Source organism: Kitasatospora sp. NBC_01246 (genome assembly GCF_036226505.1).
Classification (GTDB): Bacteria; Actinomycetota; Actinomycetes; order Streptomycetales; family Streptomycetaceae; genus Kitasatospora.
The window spans coordinates 1798111-1816546 of record NZ_CP108484.1; the positions used below are offsets into that span (position 1 = coordinate 1798111).

Below are 18436 nucleotides of genomic sequence, written 5' to 3' on the forward strand. Positions count from 1 at the left end.
TGGGGGTGGGGTGTGCTGTTCGGACCGGTTCAGAGGTACTTGTAGACGTCGTCGAGCGTCAGCCCACGGGCGACCATCATCACCTGAAGGTGGTACAGGAGCTGGGAGATCTCCTCGGCGGTCTGCTCGTCCGACTGGAACTCGGCGGCCATCCAGACCTCGGCGGCCTCCTCGACGACCTTCTTGCCGATCGCATGGACGCCCTGCTGGACGAGCTGCGCGGTACGGGAGGACGAGGGGTCGCCGGTGGCGGCCTTCTGCTGGAGCTCGGTGAAGAGCTCCTCGAATGTCTTCGAAACCATGATGGACTCACCTTACGGCGTGCGGGCTTACAGGCGGTAAACGGTCCCGGACCGTGGACAGTCCGGTGGACGTCCACGGTCCGGGACCGTGCCGTTGGTCGGTGGGCGCGTCAGGCGAGCGACTTGAGGACGGCGGCGGTGGCGACGGCCGCCGTGACGGCCTCGTGCCCCTTGTCCTCGGAGGAGCCGGGCAGGCCCGCGCGGTCCACCGCCTGCTGCTCGTTGTCGCAGGTCAGGACGCCGAAGCCGATCGGGACGCCGGTGTCGACGCTGACCTGGGTGAGGCCGGCGGTGGCGGCCTGGCAGACGTAGTCGAAGTGCGGGGTGCCGCCGCGGATGACCACGCCGAGCGCGATCACCGCGTCGTAGCCGCGGTCGGCGAGGCGCTTGGCGGCGACCGGCAGTTCGAAGGTGCCGGGCACCCGCAGCACGGTCGGCTCGTCGATGCCGAGCTCCTTGAGGGCGCGGTGGGCGCCGTCCAGCAGGCCGTTCATCACCTGCTCGTGCCACTGGGCCGCGATCACGGCGACCTTGAGGCCGGCGGCGTTGTCGATGGTCAGCTCGGGGGCTCCGTGGCCGCTCATGTGCTGTTCCTCTTTCGGGGGTCGTGACGGGGGTGCTTCAGGAGCCGAGACCGGGCAGGTCGTGGCCCATCCGGTCGCGCTTGGTCCGCAGGTATCGCAGGTTGTGCTCGCCCGCCGGGGTCTCGACCGGCTCGCGGCCCTTGACCTTCAGGCCGTGCTCGGTGAGCGCGGCGAGCTTCTCGGGGTTGTTGGTGAGCAGGGTGAGCGAGCGGACGCCGAGGTCGCCGAGCATCTGGGCGCCGATGCTGTAGTCGCGGGCGTCGGCGGGCAGGCCGAGGTCCAGGTTGGCGTCGACGGTGTCGCGGCCCTGCTCCTGGAGCTCGTAGGCGCGCAGCTTGTGGGCGAGGCCGATGCCCCGGCCCTCGTGGCCGCGCAGGTAGAGGACGACGCCCCGGCCGGCCTCGGTCACCCTGCGAAGCGAGGCCTCCAGCTGCGGGCCGCAGTCGCAGCGCAGCGAGCCGAACACGTCACCGGTGAGGCACTCGGAGTGGACCCGCACCAGCACGTCCTCGCCGTCGGGGAGGCGGCCGTCGGCGTCCAGGCCGCCGGCCACCAGGGCGAGGTGCTCGACGCCGTCGATGGTGCCGCGGTAGCCGACGGCGGTGAACTCCCCGTACGCGGTGGGCAGCGCGGTGACGGCGGCCCGGTCCACGTGGAGTTCGGTGCGGCGGCGGTAGGCGATCAGGTCCTCGATGGAGATGATCGCCAGGCCGTGCTCGCGGGCGAAGGCGACCAGCTCGGGCAGCCGGGCCATCGTGCCGTCGTCGTTGACCACCTCGGCGATGGCGCCGGCCGGTGCCAGCCCGGCCAGCCGGGCCAGGTCGACGGCGGCCTCGGTGTGGCCGGGGCGCACGAGCACGCCGCCCTCGACGGCCCGCAGCGGGAAGACGTGCCCGGGGCGGGTGAGGTCGCCGGGCTCCGTCCCGGTGGAGGAGAGCAGCCGGACGGTCCGCGCGCGGTCGGCGGCCGAGATGCCGGTGTCGACCCCGTCGCGGGCGTCGACCGAGACGGCGTAGGCGGTGCCCTTGCGGTCCTCGTTGACCTGGGTCATCGGGGGCAGCTTGAGCCGGTCCAGCTCCGGGCCGGTCATCGGGACGCAGATCACGCCGGAGCTGTAGCGGATGGTGAAGGCCATCAGCTCGGGGGTGGCGGCGGAGGCGGCGAAGACGATGTCGCCCTCGTTCTCGCGGTCCTCGTCGTCGACCACGATCACGGCTCGGCCGAGCGCGATGTCGGCGACGGCCCGCTCGACCGGGTCGAGCGCGAGGTCGAGGTCGGCGGTCTGGTTGGCGGTCATGCCGTGGCTCCCTGCGGGACGGTGGCGGACGTGGTGCGCGGCTCACGGGTGCTCAGCCACCAGGAACGCAGGCCGAGCAGTACCAGGACGAAGTAGATCGAGTAGGTGAGGCCGGAGAAGGAGTAGCCGCTGTTGAAGGCGAGCGGGACGCCGACCACGTCGACGGCGATCCAGGCGAACCAGAACTCCACCCAGCCGCGGGCCTGGGCGACCATCGCCGCCAGCGTGCCGACGAAGATGTAGGCGTCCGACCAGGGGCTCCAGGAGAGGCTGGGGTTGGCCAGGAAGAGCCAGGCCAGCGCACCGGTGCCGAGCGCGGTGCCGGCCACCAGGGCGGCCCGCTCGGGCCAGCTCGCGAACCGGACGGCGATGCCGTCCGCCCCGCGGCGGCCGCGCCGCCACTGCGTCCAGCCCCAGGCGGCCGTGGCGACCACGATCAGCTGCTTGCCGATCAGGCCGGGGACGTGGCCGTTCAGGTAGGCCGTGATCAGCACGGCGCCGGAGAGCAGCTGCACCGGCCAGCTCCACACCGAGCGGCGCCAGCCGAGCGCGAGGCCGCCCAGGCCGAGCAGGTTGCCGATCATGTCGGCCCACTTCACGTGCTCACCGAAGACGGTGAACGCTTCTCCGCTCAGCCAGTTCACTGGGCTTCTCCGGTGATCGTCGAGGGCAGGGTGCGGGAGTCGAGCAGCCGCTCCACGTACTTGGCGAGGACGTCGACCTCCAGGTTGACGCTCTCGCCGACGGCCTTGGTGCCGAGCGTGGTCAGCGCGAGGGTGGCCGGGATGAGGCTGACGGTGAAGCTGTCGCGGGCGGCCTCGACCACGGTCAGGCTGACGCCGTCCACGGTGATCGAGCCCTTCTCCACCAGGTAGCGGGAGATGGTGGCGGGCAGCGAGAAGCGCAGCACCTCCCAGCGGAGCTTGCCGTCGGCGTCGCGCTCGCCGGGCTCGCGGCCCAACAGGGCGCCGGTGGCGTCGACATGGCCCTGGACGAGGTGCCCGCCGAGCCGTGCGCCGAGGGCCATCGCGCGTTCCAGGTTGACCCGGGAGCCGGGGGCGAGCTCGCCCAGACTGGAGCGGTGGAGCGTCTCGGCCATCACATCGGCGCTGAACTCACCGGACCGGCCGGCCAGTTCCTCGGGAGTGTCGACGACGGTCAGGCAGACGCCGTTGACCGCGATGGAGTCGCCGTGGTGCGCGTCCTGACAGACCACCGGTCCGCGCAGGCGGATTCGCGAGGAGTCGCCGATCTCCTCGATCGACACGACCTCGCCGAGCTCTTCGATGATGCCGGTGAACACCCGGGTTCTCCTCGCGCTTGGGGGCGCGGACTCCGGGGCGGGCATGGGAGAGGACACGGACGGGCACGGGTGCGCGGGCCACCGGACAGGACCCGTCGCCGGGCTGTCGCGCAACCGCCGGGAGAGAGCTCTCCCGTCGCACACCTGCCCGCGGTCCACCGGGGGACCACGGGTACTGCTCATCGTCCGCCGCGCACGCCTCCCATCCGGACTTTAACCGTCGGTCCAGGAATTTCACCTGGTCAACCGGCCGCTGGCTGCGGACGGGTCGCGGACTGTAACCGCCGGTTCGGATTTTCACCGACCCCGGAGTGCGCTGAACGTCACTGCTACTACTGACGTCATTGTGCCATGGCCCGCACAGGCCCAGGGAGAGGCTTCCGCTGTGGTCTGTTTCACGCGGGCGGCGGGAATGCGCGGGGCGGCGCGGGCCCTGCGGGCGGCCCGCGGAGGGGTGCCGGGCCGGCCGGGCCGCCGTCCGGTGGCGGCCCGGGGTGCGACGGGCGCAGGCTGGTGGTACACGGCCGGCGCCGACCGGCCGGGACTCCTGGAGGTGCGAGGACGATGGCCAAGTTCATGGACGTCCACCACGGCATGACCGGAATCACCGGCGAGGAACTGCGGATGGCCCACCAGGCGGACCTGGCGGTCCAGGAGAACGAGGGCGTGCAGTTCGAGCAGGCCTGGGCCGACCCGGAGTCCGGCACCGTCTACTGCCTCTCCGAGGCGCCGTCGAAGGAGGCCGTGCAGCGCGTCCACGAGCGCACCGGCCACCCGGCGGACGAGATCCACCCGGTGCCGCTCGTGGTCTGACGGCCCTCGCCCGGCCGGTCGCCTGCGCGCCGGGGCGGGGCGGCGTTTCAGGTGGCCGGTACCAGGGTGAAGTGGCTGACCTCGGGCGGGTGCGCGAGGTAGCGCAGCTCGCCCTCCGACCAGACCGGCCGGATCCGCCACATCGGCCCCGCGTACCCGCGTAGCGCCTCCTCGTCGCGCCACCGGCTGAGCACCAGCACCCGGTGGCCGTCCTCCGTCACCGAGCGCAGCAGTTCGCCGCCCAGACAGCCGTCGGTCCGGCCGAGCTGGGGGATCACCTGCGTGGCGAGCACCGCGCAGAACTCCTCGACGTGTCCGGCCATGACCTGCCCGGCCCAAATCCTGACGATCACGTCCACCACCTCCCGCGAAAGTCCTTGGCCCCATTATCGGCGCGGAGCCGCTGGTGGGGAGGGTCCGGTGGCTCCCCGGGCAGGACCAGGGCGCCGGTGGCCGGACGAGCTTCGCTAGATTCCCGGTATGACCACCACACCGGAGACCGCCGTTCCGTCCAGCACCCCGCCCGAGGCGCCGGAGAGCCTGTTCGCCGCCCTCGGCGCCCACGCGCTGCGCACCGCGGCGGACCTCCGAGACGTCTACGAGCAGCCCGGCGACCACACGCGGCGCAAGCAGGTGGACCACATCCACGAGCCGGCGCGGCAGTTGATCGCCTGCTCCTCGCTGGTCCTCGTGGCGAGCGCGGACGCGGCCGGACGGTGCGACGTCTCGCCGCGCGGCGGGCCGCCCGGGCTGGTGTCGGTGCTGGACGAGCACACCCTGGCCATCCCCGACGCCACCGGGAACAAGCGGCTGGACACCCTGCACAACATCATCGAGACCGGCCGGGTCGGGCTGCTCTTCGTGGTGCCGGGCCGGGACACCACGCTCCGGGTCAACGGGCGCGCCTGCGTCTCCACCGACCCGCGGCTGCTGGAGCAGCTGACGGCGGTCGGCAAGCCGCCGCGCAGCGCCGTCGTGGTGGCGGTCGAGGAGGTGTACGCGCACTGCCCGAAGGCGTTCCTGCGCGGCTCGGCCTGGAAGCCGGAGAACTGGGTCGGCAAGGACGAGCAGCCCAGCTCCGCCGAGGTCACCCTGTCCCACCTGCGCGATCCCGGCCTGACCATCGAGATGATCGAGGAGACCGAGCGGGAGTCGCTGCTCTACCGGTACGAGTAGGCGGTCCCGGCCGGGCGGGCCCGCACCGCGCGGCGCTGGCCCGCCCACACGTGCCGGGCTCAGGCCGCGGCCCCGACGTCCACCACGCTCGCGTCGGCGGCCGGACGGGTGAAGCGGCGCGGATGCGTGGTCCGCGGGCGTGCCGGGCCGGCGGGTGGTGGCTTGAATGGACGGATGGACTGCGTCTTCTGTGCGGTGGTGGCGGGCGAGGAGCCGGCCCACCGGGTGCTGGACGACGAGGCGGCGGTGGCCTTCCTGGACCGGCGTCCGCTCTTCCCCGGCCACGTCCTGGTCGTGCCGCGCGCCCACCACCGCACGCTGGCGGACCTGCCGGCGGCGGAGGTGGGGCCGTTCTTCCTGCGGGTGCGGCGGGTGGCCGCCGCCGTGGAGGCGGGGCTGGGGGCGGCGGGCAGCTTCGTCGCGGCGAACAACCGGATCAGCCAGTCGGTGCCGCACCTGCACGTGCACGTCGTGCCGCGCAATCCGAAGGACGGGTTGCGCGGCTTCTTCTGGCCACGGGGGAAGTACCCGGACGAGGCGGCCGCGGCGGCGGTCACCGAGCGGCTGCGGGCCGCACTCGCCGCGCCCGGGTAGCCGGACGGCCCGGGCGTCGGGTCCGCCGGGCCGGACGCGGGCGCGGCGCGACCGGGTGCGACGGGGCCGGATGCGACGGGGCCGGCACCGGACCGGGCGTCAGTCGGCTTCCAGCCGGGTGGTGAAGCTGAACCGGTCGCCCCGGTAGAGCGAGCGGACCCGCTCCAGCGGCACGCCGTCCGCGTCCCTGGTGAGCCGGTGGAGCAGCAGCATCGGCAGGGCGGGCGGGGTGCCGATCAGCAGCGCCTCGCGCGGGGAGGCGAGCACCGTCTCGATCCGCTCGTCGGCCCCGCCGAACTCGATGCCGGCCTTCTCCCGGAGGAAGGCGTAGAAGGACGCCCCGGGGTCGAACTCCCGGTCCAGCGCGGGCACCCGGGCCACCGCCAGGTAGGTGCTCTCCAGGCCGACCCGCTCGCCGTCCGCGAGCAGCACCCGCTCCAGGTGCCAGACCTGCTCCCCCACCGCGACGGCCAGTTGCCCGGCGAGCAGCGGATCGGCGGCGAACCGCTCCAGCCCGATCAGGTTGCGGCCGGGCAGCCGCCCCTGGCGGCGGACGCCCTCGGTGTAGCTGGCCAGCGAGAGCGGCTGCTCCAGCTTCGGCCCGGCGACCACCGTGCTGCGGCCGCGGCGGCGGACCCGGCCCTGGATCAGCAGATCGCGCAGTGCCTGGCGGAGGGTCTCCCGGGCCACCTCGAATCGGGCCGCGAGATCGCGCTCGGTCGGCAGCACGCCGCCCTCGCCGAGCTCGTCCAGCAACTCCTCCAGTCGGCCCTTGACGGCGTAGTACTTGGGCACCCGACCGTGGTCGGGGATGCCCGACCTGATCGGCGCGCCGGGACCGGTCGAGACGGCCGGCCCGGGAGTCTCTTCCATGGCGCCATCCTCGCAGACTCCGCGGCACCGTCCGGTTCCGGCCGAATTCGCCCCGAACCCCCGTCATGCTCTTGACAGGTATAGACCATTCCGCTTGAGTCTGGGGTTAACCCCGCACGGCCCGCACCGGCCCGTACCCCCGGCCGGCCCGCACCTCCCCCGGCCCGCACCTCCCCCGGCCGCATCCCGGTCGGCCGCACCTCGGGCGGCCCGTCCCCCCACGACGCGCCGCACACCGCGGGGCCGCGCGCTCCCTGTCACGACCCACCTCCCTCCACGACCGTGCGGCCCCCACCGCACAAGGGGTGATCAAGTGTCAACGAAACGCCTGCTCGCACTGCTGTCCGCGCTGGTCACGGCGCTGGCCGTGTTCCTGCTGCTGCCCGCCTCGGCGGCCAACGCGGCCGCCTGCGCCACGCCGTGGAACGCGTCCACCGCGTACACCGGCGGCGCGGCCGTCTCCTACAACGGGCACAACTGGTCCGCCAAGTGGTGGACCCAGAACGAGACCCCGAGCACCGCCGGCACCGGCGTCTGGGCCGACCAGGGCTCCTGCGGCGGGTCGACCGACCCGACGCCGACCCCCGGCGGCTGCGTCTACCCGGACTGGGTCGCCGGACGCGCGTACACCACCGGCGCGATCGTCCGCTACACCAACGGCGGGTACTACCGGGCCACCCACGACAACCCGGGCTACGACCCGGTGATCAGCACCTGGTACTGGGAGCCGTACAGCTGCGGCCCGACCACCCCCACCACCCCGAACCCCGGCGGGTTCCCGGTCAGCCAGGCGCAGTTCAACCAGATGTTCCCGAACCGGAACTCCTTCTACACCTACCAGGGGCTGCTCGACGCGCTCAGCGCCTACCCGGCCTTCGCGAACACCGGCGGCGACACCGTCCGCAAGCAGGAGGCCGCGGCCTTCCTCGCCAACGTGAACCACGAGACCGGCGGGCTGGTCTACGTGGTCGAGCAGAACACGGCCAACTACCCCCACTACTGCGACAGCTCGCAGCCGTACGGGTGCCCGGCCGGGCAGGCCGCGTACTACGGGCGCGGTCCGATCCAGCTGAGCTGGAACTTCAACTACAAGGCCGCCGGCGACGCCCTGGGCATCGACCTGCTGCACAACCCCGGCCTGGTGCAGACCGACCCGGCGGTGGCCTGGAAGACCGCCCTCTGGTACTGGAACACCCAGACCGGCCCGGGCACCATGACCCCGCACAACGCCATGGTCAACGGGGCCGGCTTCGGCGAGACGATCCGCAGCATCAACGGCTCGCTGGAGTGCAACGGCGGCAACCCGGCGCAGGTGCAGAGCCGGATCAACGCCTACCAGTCCTTCACCCAGATCCTCGGCACCGTCCCGGGCCCGAACCTGGGCTGCTGACGCCGCGCCAGGGGTGACTCCGCCCCGCTACGCCCCGCCGCTCTCCCCGCACATCAGGGGGAGCAGCGGGGCGTACTCCTGACGGAGGACCGGCGGGGGCGGGAATCGTCGTCCGGGCGGACGACCGGGCTCCGCCGGACACCTAGGCTCGAAGCCATGAACGACCTTGGCAGCCTTGTCCAACAGACCGCCGACCGGCTCGCGACCCAGCAGGTCGGCGTGGTGGTCGCCGGCCTGGCCGGCGGCGCGGTGGAGATCCGGGGCGCCGGGAGCACCGCCGCCGGCCGGCCCGGTGACGTGCCCGGCCCGCGGACGGTCTTCGAAATCGGTTCGGTGACCAAGGTGTTCACCTCGCTCGCGCTGGCCCGAATGGCGCTCGACGGCTCGACGGCGCTCGACGAACCGCTGGCGGACGTCCTGGCGGGCGCCCTGCCGGCCGGGGTGAGCGTGCCGGCCAGGCGCGGCAGGCCGATCGCGCTGCGGCACCTCGCCACCCACACCTCCGGCCTGCCCCGGCTGCCCGCCGGGATGCTGCTGCCCGCACTGCTCCGCCCGAACAAGCCGGACCCGTACCGCGACTGCACCTCCGACATGCTGCTCGCCGGGCTCGCCCGGACCAGACCCCGGGCCGCTCCCGGGCGGGGCTTCCGCTACTCCAACCTCGGCGCCGGGCTGCTCGGCCTGGCGCTGGCCCACCGGGCCGGCACGGGGTACGAGGAGCTGGTGACCCGGGAGGTCTGCGAACCGCTCGGGCTCACCGACACGGTGATCCGCGTCGACGGGGAGCGGGCCGGCCGGCTCGCCCAGGGCCACACGCCCGGGCGCCGACCGGTGCCCGGCTGGCAGCTGGCCGACCTCGCCGGCGCCGGCGGGCTACGCTCGACCGCCGCCGACCTGGCGGTACTGCTCCGGGCCCAGCTGGCCTGCGGCACGGACGGCGGCGAGCCACTGGCGCCGGCGATCGCCCTCACCCGGGAGGTGGAGCACCGGGTCAACCCGTTCGCCTGGGTGCACCTCGGCTGGCTCGGCCACCGGCTGCACCCCCGCCAGGGCGGCCACCTGCAGATCTGGCACAACGGCGGGACGGGCGGCTTCCGCTCCTTCGTCGCCTTCGACCCCGAGAAGCAGGTGGGCGTGATCGCCCTGGCCAACACCCGCCGCTCGGTCGATCCGGGCGGCATAGCCCTGCTGCGGACCCTGCAGAGCCGTTACCCGGAGGCCGCCGCCTGACCGGACCCGAGGACGGAGGAGGTTCGATGGTTGGATTTCCAAACCCACTCCCCTATAGTGGGTTCGGCTTTCCCACTACCCTCGTGCCCCGGGCCCGACCGCCCGGCGCCCTTCGCAGAGGAAGGCGGCCGTCATGCGTGACGCCGTAATCGTCGAAGCTGTCCGCACCCCCATCGGCAAGGGCAAACCGGGGGGCGCGCTCTCCGCCGTCCACCCGGTGGAACTTCTCGCGCACACCCTCCGGACCCTGGTCGGACGCAGCGGGATCGACCCGGCCCTGGTCGACGACGTGATCGGCGGCTGCGTCGACCAGGTCGGCGAGCAGGCCATGAACACCACCCGCTACGCCTGGCTGGCGGCCGGCCTGCCGGAGTCCGTCCCGGCGACCACCGTGGACCGGCAGTGCGGCTCCTCCCAGCAGGCCGTCCACTTCGCCGCCCAGGGCGTGATCGCGGGCGCGTACGACCTGGTGGTGGCCTGCGGCGTCGAGTCGATGAGCCGGGTGCCGATGTGGTCCAACGTGCCGCCCGGCGCGGACCCGTTCAGCGCCGCGATCAACGCACGCTACCCCGGCGGGCTGATCCCGCAGGGCGTCAGCGCCGAGCTGATCGCCGCCAAGTGGTCCGTCACCCGGGAGGCGATGGACGCCTTCGCCCTCGACTCGCACGCCAAGGCCGCGCACGCCCACGCCGCCGGCTGGTTCGAGGCGGAGCTGGCCCCGGTGCCGACGCCCGCCGGGATCGTCACGAGGGACGAGTCGGTGCGTCCGGGCAGCACACCCGAGGTGCTCGCCGGACTGCGGCCCTCGTTCACCGACCCCGCCATGGCCGAGCGGTACCCGCAGATCCAGTGGTCGGTGACGCCCGGCAACAGCAGCCCGATCAACGACGGCGCCTCGGCGGTGCTGATCACCAGCAGCGAGACGGCCGCCCGGCTGGGCCTGCGCCCGCTGGCCCGGCTGCACTCCTTCGCGGTGACCGGTTCGGACCCGCTGCTGATGCTCACCGGCGTGCTCCCCGCCACCGAGAAGGTGCTGCGGCGGTCCGGGCTCTCGCCGGCGGACATCGACCTGTTCGAGGTGAACGAGGCGTTCGCCTCGGTGGTGCTGGCCTGGCTGCAGGAGACCGGGGTCGACCCGGCCAAGGTCAACGTGAACGGCGGCGCGATCGCGCTCGGCCACCCGCTCGGGGCGAGCGGCACCCGGCTGATGACCACCCTGGTGCACGCGATGCGCCGGCGCGGCGCGCGCTACGCCCTGCAGACCATGTGCGAGGCGGGCGGCCTGGCCAACGCCACCGTCCTGGAGGCGCTGGACTGACCTCGCGGGACCGACCGCGGTGGCGCGCCCCCGTCCCGCCCCGAGCGGCCGTGGCAGGGCGGGCGGCGGCGCCCCGGCGGAGTGCGCGGGGCGGGGGTGCGGGGGCCGTGGGAAGATGGCAGGGCTGGCAGAAACGATCTCCGGGCGGTTCTCTGGCCATGGTGAACGAGCAACGTGATACCGGCGGCTCCGAGGGGCCGCGCCCGGGGCGCCCGGGCGCCGGGGGGTCGCGTCAGGACGCCCTGCTGATGGTCCCGATCGCGACCGCCCTGATCGAGGCGGACGGGCGGATCCTGCACTGGAGCAGTGACGCCGAGGCGTTGCTCGGTTACAGCGCCGAGGAGGCCATCGGTTCGCTGGCCGCGCAGCTGCTGGCCACCGACGACCAGCGGCCCGAGGTCCTGGAGCTCTTCCAGGAGATCGTGGACGGGCGCGGCTGGTCGGGCGTCTTCCCGGTCCGGCACCGGGACGGCCACTACGTGAACCTGGAGTTCCGCACCCACCCGATCTCCGGCCCCGGCGGCAGTCCGCTGGTGCTGGCCGTCGCGTCCGACGTCACGACGCTGCGCCGGATCCAGGCGGACCTCGCCGTCCTGGACGGGTTCTTCACGCAGTCCCCCGTCGGGATGGCCGTGTACGACAGCCGACTGGCCTTCGTCCGGCTGAACGACGCACTGGCCCGGGTCAACGGCCTGCCCGCCGAGGCGCACCTGGGCCACCGCCTCACCGAACTGCTGCCCGGCATCAACGGCGCCGAGAGCGAGGAGGTGATGCGGCAGGTGCTGGAGAGCGGCGATCCGGTCGTGGACGCCCGCTCGCACGGCCGCACCCCCGGCGACCCGACGCACGACCACGCCTGGTCGGCCTCCTACTTCCGGCTGGAGGACCCGGGCGGCGAGGTCCTCGGGGTCAGCTCGACGCTCATCGACATCACCGAACGGTTCCGCGCGGACGCCCGGGCCGCCCGCGCCCAGGAGCGGCTGGCGCTGCTCGTCGACGCCACCGCCTCCATCGGCACCACCCTGGACCTGCGGCAGACCGCCCGGGAGCTGGCCGACGCGATGGTGCCCAGGGTCGCCGACATCAGCGGGGTGTTCGCGCTGGAGGCCCTGGTCGCCGGACGCACCGTGGAGCCGCTCGACCCGTCCGTCCCGCACCTGGTCCGCCGGCTGGCGCTCGCCACCACCGACCCGCTCTACCCCGCCGAGGCACTGCCGGTGGACTCGGTGTACGAGCTGTCGCCGGACTCCCCGTACGGGAGGGCGCTGGCGACCGGGCGGACGGTGGTGACGCCGTCCTGGGAGCTGCCGCCGCTGAGTTCGGCGATCACCGAGAGCCGCCGGCAGGCCTACCTCGGCGACCGGCCCCGCTCGGTGCGGATCACCCCGCTGGTGGCGCGCGGCACCACGCTCGGCATGGTGGTGTACTCCCGGCGCGGCGAGCGGGAGGCGTTCGCCGAGGCGGACATCACGCTCGGTGACGAGCTGGCCTCGCGGGCCGCCGTCGCCATCGACAACGCCCGGCTCTACCTGCGCCAGCACCAGACGGTGCTCGCCCGCCAGCAGGCGCTGCGCGAGGCGAAGGCCGCGCAGGAACGGCTGGCCCTGGTCAACGTCGCCTCGGCGCGGATCGGCACCACCCTCGACCTGGCGCAGACCGCGAAGGAGCTGGCCGAGGTCGCGACGCCCCGGCTGGCCGACACCGTGGTGGTGGAGGTGCTGGACGACCTGGTGCGCGGCGAGCGCGAGGTCCGCGCCCCGGCGGACGGCTCCGCCGTGCTGCGCCGGATGGCGTTCCACTCGGCGCACGGCTCGACGCTGGAGCCGATCGACCGCACCGGCGGGGTGCAGCGGTTCGCGCCCGGCTCGCCGTACGCGTGGAGCCTCGCCCACCGCAAGCCGGTGCTGGTGCCGCGGATGGACGAGGAGGGGATGGCCTGGTTCGCCGACGACCCCGTCCGCACCGCGGCCGCGCGGGAGCAGAACGTCCTCTCGTTCATGGTGGTGCCGCTGATCGCCCGCGGCTCGCCGGTCGGCGTCGCCGCCTTCTACCGGACGGTGGTCGAACGACCGTACGAGGACGACGACCTGGCGCTCGCCGGGGAGCTGGCGGTCCGGGCGGCCGTCTCGATCGACAACGCGCTGCTGTTCACCCGGGAGCGCGACGCGGCCGCCGCCCGCCAGCGCGCCCTGGACGAGGCCTGGGCGGCCCAGCAGCGGCTCTCCCTGCTCAACGAGGCGAGCACCCGGATCGGCACCACGCTCGATCTGCACCGCACCGCCGAGGAGTTGGTGGAGGTGGTGATCCCGCGGTTCGCCGACTTCGTCACCGTCGACCTGCGCGACGCGGTGCTCGGCGGCGAGGACCCGAGCCCGGTACCGGACGACGGCTCCGTCCTGATGCGGGCGGTCGCCGTCGGCGAGGCCAGCCCGGACGGCACCATGGCGGCCGCCGCAGACCAGGTGGGCGCCACCTCGCAGTCCGCCCAGGTGTACGCGCAGAGCCTGCGCACCGGCCGGTCGATCCTGGTCTCGGAGGTGGACGAGACGGCACTGCGCGGGATCGTGGCCGCGCCGGACCGGGTGCAGCCGGGCCTGGACGCCGGGGTGCACTCCTATCTGATGGTGCCGCTGCTGGCCCGCGGGATGGTGCTGGGCGGCGCGGAGTTCCTGCGGACGAGGAACCCGGTGCCGTACGGGCCGGCGGACCGCGCCCTCGCCGAGGAGCTGGCCGCGCGGACGGCGCTCGCGATGGACAACGCCCGGCTCTACCGCCGCGAACGGGACACCGCGCTCACCCTGCAGCGCAGCCTCCTGCCGCAGGAGATCCACCGCGCGATCGGCCTGGAGATCGCCTACCGCTACCTGCCCAGCAGCGTGGTCAGCGAGGTCGGCGGCGACTGGTTCGACATCGTCCCGCTCTCCTCCGGCCGGGTCGCGCTGGTGGTCGGCGACGTGATGGGCCACGGCATCCGGGCCGCCGCCACGATGGGCCAGCTGCGCACCGTGGCACGGACGTTGATCACCCTCGACCTCGACCCGGAACGGGTGATGCACCGGCTCGACGAGGCCACCGCGGAGATCGGCGAGGGCCAGTTCGCCACCTGCGTCTGCGTGATCTACGACCCGGTGGACCGGCGCTGCACCGCCGCCTGCGCGGGCCACCTGCCGCCGGTGGTGGCCGACGCCGACGGCCGGGCCCAGCTGGTCGAACTGCCCCCGGGCGCACCGCTCGGCGTCGGCGGGGTCCCCTTCGAGAGCATCGAGTTCACGCTCCCGGAGGACGGCATCCTGGCGCTCTACACGGACGGCCTGGTCGAGCGCCGGGGCCGCGACCTCGACGAGGGCCTGGACCTGCTCTGCCGGACCGTCGGCGACCGGCACCGCACGCTGGAGCAGACCTGCGACGCCGTGCTCGCCCAACTCACCGGCCGCACCAGCGAGGACGACATCGCGATCATCCTGGCCCAGGCCCGGCCGACCGGCACCGACCGGATCGCCACCCTCTCGCTCAGCGACGACCACGCGATGGTCGCGCACTCCCGCCGCTTCACCCGGGAGACGCTGACCGGCTGGGGCCTGGGCGCGCTCGCCGACTGGACCGAACTGCTCACCAGCGAGCTGATCACCAACGCGCTGGTGCACGCCGGATCCCCCGTCCAGCTGCGGCTGTTCCACAACCGGGTGCTCACCGTGGAGGTCGCCGACCGGGACAGCGAGTCGCCGCGGATCCGCCGCGCCCAGGAGGAGGACGAGGGCGGGCGCGGCATGCACCTGGTCAACGAACTCGCGCACCGCTGGGGCACCCGCCGCACCCGGGAGGGCAAGGTGGTCTGGTTCGAGCTGGAGCTGCCGCCGGGCAGCCGGCCCTGGTAGCTCCTCCCCCGGCCGCGCACCCGCCCCGGCCTGGTACGACAACCGATCCTTGTCGCCGCCCACGCCGGGTTGTTGGCCCGCCCGGCGGCCGGGCGGTTGGCTTGGTCCCACAGGACGGCGCGGCCGGGCGAGGGGCCCGGCGACCGTCCGGGACCGCAACCCGAGGAGCCGTCGTGAACCGAGCCGTCGTGAACCAGCTGGACCCCCGCACCGTCGTGGAGCGCTACGTCACCGCCATCGCCGAGGGCGACCTGCCCACCGCGGCGGCCTCGTTCGCCGAGGACGCCACCTGGTCCTACCCGGGCGACCTGCCGCTGTCCGGGGTCTGGCGCGGCCGGACCGCCATCCTCGACGACTTCCTCGGCTCGGTGGGCACGCTGTTCGCGCCCGGCACCCCCCTGGAGGTGACGCTGACCGGTCTGCTCGCCGACGGCCCGCAGGTGGTCGCCGAGTGGACCGCGCGGGGGACGGCGGCCAACGGCGCCGCCTACCACAACCGGTGCCTGGGCGTCTTCACCGTCGAGAACGGCCTGATCACCGCCGTCCGCGAGTACCTCGACACCGACCACGCGGCGCGCACGCTCTTCGCGCCCGCGGCCGGCTGACGGCCAGCCGCCGCCCGGCCGGGCCTAGTCCGGCAGCAGTAGGTTGACGTCGCCGAACTCGTGCCACAGGTAGCGCTCGTGGACGGCCGCCGCGTAGCAGCGTTCGAGCAGCGGCCGGCCGGCCACCGCGGCGAGCATCAGCAGATGGGACGCGCGGGGCTCGTGCCAGCCGGTGAGCAGGCCGTCCACCGCGCGCACCCCGCGCTCGGGGGTGACCACCAGTTCGGTCCAGCCCTCGGCCTCCCGGACGCTCCCGTCCGGCCCGACCGCCGACTCCAGGGCCCGGACGGCGGTGGTGCCGACCGCGATCACCCGCCCGCCACCGGCCCGGACGTGGCCGACCAGCCGGGCCGTGGCGGCCGGTACCCGGAACCACTCGGCGTACGGCGCCTCGTGCGCCTCCGGCGAGGCGACACCGGTGTGCAGCGTGATCGGCGCGACCAGCACGCCCCGCCCGGCCAGCCGGGCCACCACCCCGGCGGTGAACGGCCGGGCGGCGCTGGGCATCTCGCTGCTGCCCGGAACGGTGGCGAAGACCGTCTGGTAGGCCTCGATCGGCCAGTCCCGGTCCACGTAGCCGTACCGGATCGCCTTGCCGTGGCGGCCCAGGTAGGCCACCAGCGGTTCGGGCAGGGCGAGTCGGGCGTGCCAGAGCCGGGGCGTGAACGCCTCGACCAGGTCGGCCGCGGCGCCGCCCGGCAGCGCCACCCGCAGCCCCGGCCGGCCCGGGGACTCCTCCGGTGGCCAGAAGGCGGCCGCCGCGCCGGGGGCGGGGCGGCGCAGCTCGACCCGGAAGGCCCCGCGCCGGTCCGGCCGGGCCGAGGAGAGGTGCAGCGCCACGGGGGTGCCGTCGGCCAGCCGGCCGGGCAGCGCGGCGGGCAGGGTCGCCGAGTTGTTCACCACCAGGAGGTCCCCGGGGCGCAGCACCTCGGGGAGCTCGGTGAAGCGGCGGTGCCCGACGGCCGGCCCGCTCCGGCGGCCGACCAGCATCCGCACGCCGTCGCGGGCGGTGCCGCGCGCCTCCGCCGGGGCCCGGGCGGAGAGTTCGGGCGGGACGGTGACGTCGATCCCGGGGACCGCGGCGGCGGTCATCGCGCGGCCCGCGCACCTGCCGGGAGGTGCGCGGCACGGTAGCGGCCGGAGGGCCGGCTGCCGCCCACCAGGGCGAGCAGCGCGGGCACCACGGTCTCGGGGAGCGGCTCGCCGGAGATGTCCTCGCCCGGGCAGGCGTCCTGGTACATCCGGGTGCGCATGCTGCCCGGGTCCACCGCCCAGACCCGCACCGCCTCCTCCTCCCGGGCCAGCACGGCGGAGGCCTGGTCCAGTGCCGCCTTGCTGGCGCCGTAGCCGCCCCACCCGGGGTAGGCCTCGACGGCCGCGTCCGAGCTGATGTTCAGGACGGCCCCGCCGTGCCGGCGCAGCTGGGGCAGCACGAGCTGGGTGAGCGCGATCGGCGCCAGGGCGTTGACCTCGAAGGTCTCCAGCAGATCGGGCAGCGGGACGTCGGCGAGGCGGGGCAGCGGGACGTCGGTCGTGTCGGAGCCGTTGAGCGTGCCGGCGTTGTTGACCAGGAGCCGTGCTCCGCCGAGGCCGGCGGCCGCCTCGGCGAGGCGGGCCCGGTGGCCGTCGTCGACGACCGAGCCGGCCGGCGCGACCACCGTGGTGACGGCGGCCAGTTCGGCCTCGACGGCGGAGAGTTCGGCCGCGTCGCGGGCGGTGATCACCAGCTGCCAGCCGTCGGCGGCGAGCGCCCGGGCCAGCGCCCGGCCGAGGCCGCGCGAGGCACCGGTGACCACGGCGACGGGGGCGGCGGATCCTGCGGTGTGCTGAGGTGCGTTCATGGCACCACGATCGCTCCGGGGCGGTCCGGTGCGGATCGGACCGCAGGCCGGGGGGCCGGTGGTCCGTTCGGCCTAGATCGCCGGACCGAGGCCCGGACCGTGGTCCCGGTCCCGGTCGGAGTCCTCGTCGGAGTCCCGGTCCGGGTCCCGGGCCGGACGGGGTGCGGGGACCGGCGCGTCGGCGGCCGCCCAGGACTGCGGATCGGCCCAGGCGGCCAGGGTGCGGCGGGTCTCGAAGCGGTGCGGCCGGCCGGTCAGCGGGTCGGTGAACTCGACCACGGAGGCGAGTAGTTGCAGCGGCCGGCGGAAGTCGTCCGGGGCCGGCTCGGGCAGCACCACCGGGTACACCGGATCCCCCAGGATCGGCACCCCGAGGCCGCTCATGTGCAGCCGCAGCTGGTGGGTGCGCCCGCTGAGCGGCCGCAGCCGGTAGCGGCCCAGACCGTCCCGGTGCTCGACCAGGTCGATCCGGCTCTCGCTGTTGGGCGGGGCGTCCAGCTCCCGCGCCGCGATCACGCCGCGCTCCTTGACGATGTGGCTGCGGACCGTACGGGGCAGCGCGAGCGCCGGATCGTGCGGTGCGACGGCCTGGTACTCCTTGCGCACCAGCCGGTCCCGGAAGAGCGTCTGGTAGGCGCCCCGGTCCTCCGGCCGCACCACGAACATCGCCAGGCCCGCCGTCAGCCGGTCCAGCCGGTGCGCCGGGCTGAGCGCGGGCAGGTCGAGCCCGTGCCTCAGCCGGGAGAGCGCCGTCTCGACGACGTGCCGGCCGCGCGGGGTGGTTGCCAGGAAGTGCGGCTTGTCGACCACCACCAGGTGGTCGTCCCGGTACAGCACCTCCAGCTCGAACGGGACGGGGACCTCCGCGGGCAGGTCCCGGTAGAGCCAGAGGTGACCGGCGGGGCGGAACGGCTCCTCCGGCCCGATCGGGCCGTCCACGCCGACGATCTCACGCCCGCGCAGCAGCGCGTCGATCCGCGCCGGGTCGACGGTCGGCAGCCGCTCGGCCAGGTAGGCGCGCACCGTCGGCCACGGCCCCTCGGCGGGCAGCCGCAGGTGCACCGGGTCCACCCCGCGGCGCTGCGGGAGGGGTGCGGTCGGTGCCTTGCGCTTGCGTCTCATCTCACCGCCACCCTAACCGGGGCCACCGCGGCTCCCGGGGCCCGGCCGGATGCCCGAGGTGCCGGGGACGGCCGGGCCGGTGGAGAGTGGACAGTGGGCCCCGCCCACCGGAG

The 18436-nt window shown here is 74.4% G+C and carries 18 protein-coding genes and 1 riboswitch; of the genes, 8 read left to right on the forward strand and 10 right to left on the reverse strand.

The window, feature by feature from the left end:
• Window positions 1-29: 29 nt before the first annotated feature.
• The 5 genes from OG618_RS07675 to OG618_RS07695 form a co-directional block, all read right to left on the reverse strand.
• Entirely contained in the window at window positions 30-302 is a 273-nt protein-coding gene (locus OG618_RS07675; protein WP_329486524.1) for a phosphoribosyl-ATP diphosphatase, read from the reverse strand.
• A gap of 110 nt (window positions 303-412) precedes the next feature.
• Window positions 413-886 (reverse strand): 6,7-dimethyl-8-ribityllumazine synthase, encoded by a 474-nt coding sequence (gene ribH / locus OG618_RS07680; protein ID WP_329486525.1) that lies wholly within the window; start codon window positions 884-886, stop codon window positions 413-415.
• 37 nt (window positions 887-923) lie between these two features.
• Window positions 924-2183, reverse strand: coding sequence for a bifunctional 3,4-dihydroxy-2-butanone-4-phosphate synthase/GTP cyclohydrolase II (locus OG618_RS07685; RefSeq protein ID WP_329486526.1), 1260 nt, complete (start codon window positions 2181-2183; stop codon window positions 924-926).
• Window positions 2180-2827, reverse strand: a complete 648-nt coding sequence (locus OG618_RS07690; RefSeq protein WP_329486527.1) for a nicotinamide mononucleotide transporter family protein — start codon at window positions 2825-2827, stop codon at window positions 2180-2182. The genes OG618_RS07685 and OG618_RS07690 overlap by 4 nt, the downstream gene beginning before the upstream one ends.
• A complete protein-coding gene (locus tag OG618_RS07695; RefSeq protein WP_329486528.1) occupies window positions 2824-3486 on the reverse strand; it encodes a riboflavin synthase in 663 nt (220 codons plus the stop codon). Before OG618_RS07695 ends, OG618_RS07690 begins: the two co-directional genes overlap by 4 nt.
• A gap of 190 nt (window positions 3487-3676) precedes the next feature.
• Window positions 3677-3804: riboswitch (FMN riboswitch) on the reverse strand.
• Between the two features lie 246 nt (window positions 3805-4050).
• On the opposite strand from OG618_RS07695, the gene OG618_RS07700 reads away from it, so the two are divergent.
• Window positions 4051-4299: an SCO4226 family nickel-binding protein gene (locus tag OG618_RS07700; RefSeq protein WP_329486529.1), complete on the forward strand. Its 249-nt coding sequence runs from the start codon at window positions 4051-4053 to the stop codon at window positions 4297-4299.
• Between the two features lie 47 nt (window positions 4300-4346).
• On the opposite strand, the gene OG618_RS07705 is transcribed toward OG618_RS07700, so the two are convergent.
• Entirely contained in the window at window positions 4347-4652 is a 306-nt protein-coding gene (locus OG618_RS07705; protein WP_329486530.1) for an antibiotic biosynthesis monooxygenase family protein, read from the reverse strand.
• A gap of 127 nt (window positions 4653-4779) precedes the next feature.
• Between OG618_RS07705 and OG618_RS07710 the strand changes: the two genes are divergently transcribed.
• On the forward strand, window positions 4780-5475 hold the full coding sequence (locus OG618_RS07710) for an MSMEG_1061 family FMN-dependent PPOX-type flavoprotein (RefSeq protein WP_329486531.1): 696 nt from the start codon (window positions 4780-4782) through the stop codon (window positions 5473-5475).
• A gap of 174 nt (window positions 5476-5649) precedes the next feature.
• Entirely contained in the window at window positions 5650-6069 is a 420-nt protein-coding gene (locus tag OG618_RS07715; protein WP_329486532.1) for an HIT family protein, read from the forward strand.
• Window positions 6070-6168: 99 nt separating this feature from the next.
• On the opposite strand, the gene OG618_RS07720 is transcribed toward OG618_RS07715, so the two are convergent.
• The gene (locus OG618_RS07720) at window positions 6169-6942 is read right to left on the reverse strand and encodes a GntR family transcriptional regulator (protein WP_329486533.1); all 774 of its coding nucleotides are present in this window, start codon (window positions 6940-6942) and stop codon (window positions 6169-6171) included.
• A gap of 313 nt (window positions 6943-7255) precedes the next feature.
• Between OG618_RS07720 and OG618_RS07725 the strand changes: the two genes are divergently transcribed.
• The 5 genes from OG618_RS07725 to OG618_RS07745 all read left to right on the forward strand — a co-directional run bounded on the left by OG618_RS07725 (window position 7256) and on the right by OG618_RS07745 (window position 15360).
• Window positions 7256-8332 carry a glycoside hydrolase family 19 protein gene (locus OG618_RS07725; protein WP_329486534.1) on the forward strand — a complete coding sequence of 359 codons (1077 nt, stop codon included), beginning with the start codon at window positions 7256-7258 and terminating at the stop codon, window positions 8330-8332.
• 156 nt (window positions 8333-8488) lie between these two features.
• On the forward strand, window positions 8489-9562 hold the full coding sequence (locus OG618_RS07730; protein ID WP_329486535.1) for a serine hydrolase domain-containing protein: 1074 nt from the start codon (window positions 8489-8491) through the stop codon (window positions 9560-9562).
• A gap of 133 nt (window positions 9563-9695) precedes the next feature.
• Entirely contained in the window at window positions 9696-10880 is a 1185-nt protein-coding gene (locus OG618_RS07735; protein WP_329486536.1) for a thiolase family protein, read from the forward strand.
• Between the two features lie 248 nt (window positions 10881-11128).
• Window positions 11129-14755, forward strand: coding sequence for a SpoIIE family protein phosphatase (locus tag OG618_RS07740; RefSeq protein WP_329486537.1), 3627 nt, complete (start codon window positions 11129-11131; stop codon window positions 14753-14755).
• A 173-nt stretch (window positions 14756-14928) separates the two neighbouring features.
• Entirely contained in the window at window positions 14929-15360 is a 432-nt protein-coding gene (locus OG618_RS07745; protein ID WP_329486538.1) for a nuclear transport factor 2 family protein, read from the forward strand.
• 24 nt (window positions 15361-15384) lie between these two features.
• On the opposite strand, the gene OG618_RS07750 is transcribed toward OG618_RS07745, so the two are convergent.
• The 3 genes from OG618_RS07750 to OG618_RS07760 form a co-directional block, all read right to left on the reverse strand.
• Window positions 15385-16452: an S-adenosylmethionine:tRNA ribosyltransferase-isomerase gene (locus tag OG618_RS07750; protein ID WP_329486539.1), complete on the reverse strand. Its 1068-nt coding sequence runs from the start codon at window positions 16450-16452 to the stop codon at window positions 15385-15387.
• Complete coding sequence (locus OG618_RS07755; RefSeq protein ID WP_329486541.1) at window positions 16449-17201, reverse strand: SDR family NAD(P)-dependent oxidoreductase; 753 nt, start codon at window positions 17199-17201, stop codon at window positions 16449-16451. Before OG618_RS07755 ends, OG618_RS07750 begins: the two co-directional genes overlap by 4 nt.
• A 72-nt stretch (window positions 17202-17273) precedes the next feature.
• Window positions 17274-18323 carry a pseudouridine synthase gene (locus OG618_RS07760; protein WP_329486542.1) on the reverse strand — a complete coding sequence of 350 codons (1050 nt, stop codon included), beginning with the start codon at window positions 18321-18323 and terminating at the stop codon, window positions 17274-17276.
• Window positions 18324-18436 lie beyond the last annotated feature (113 nt).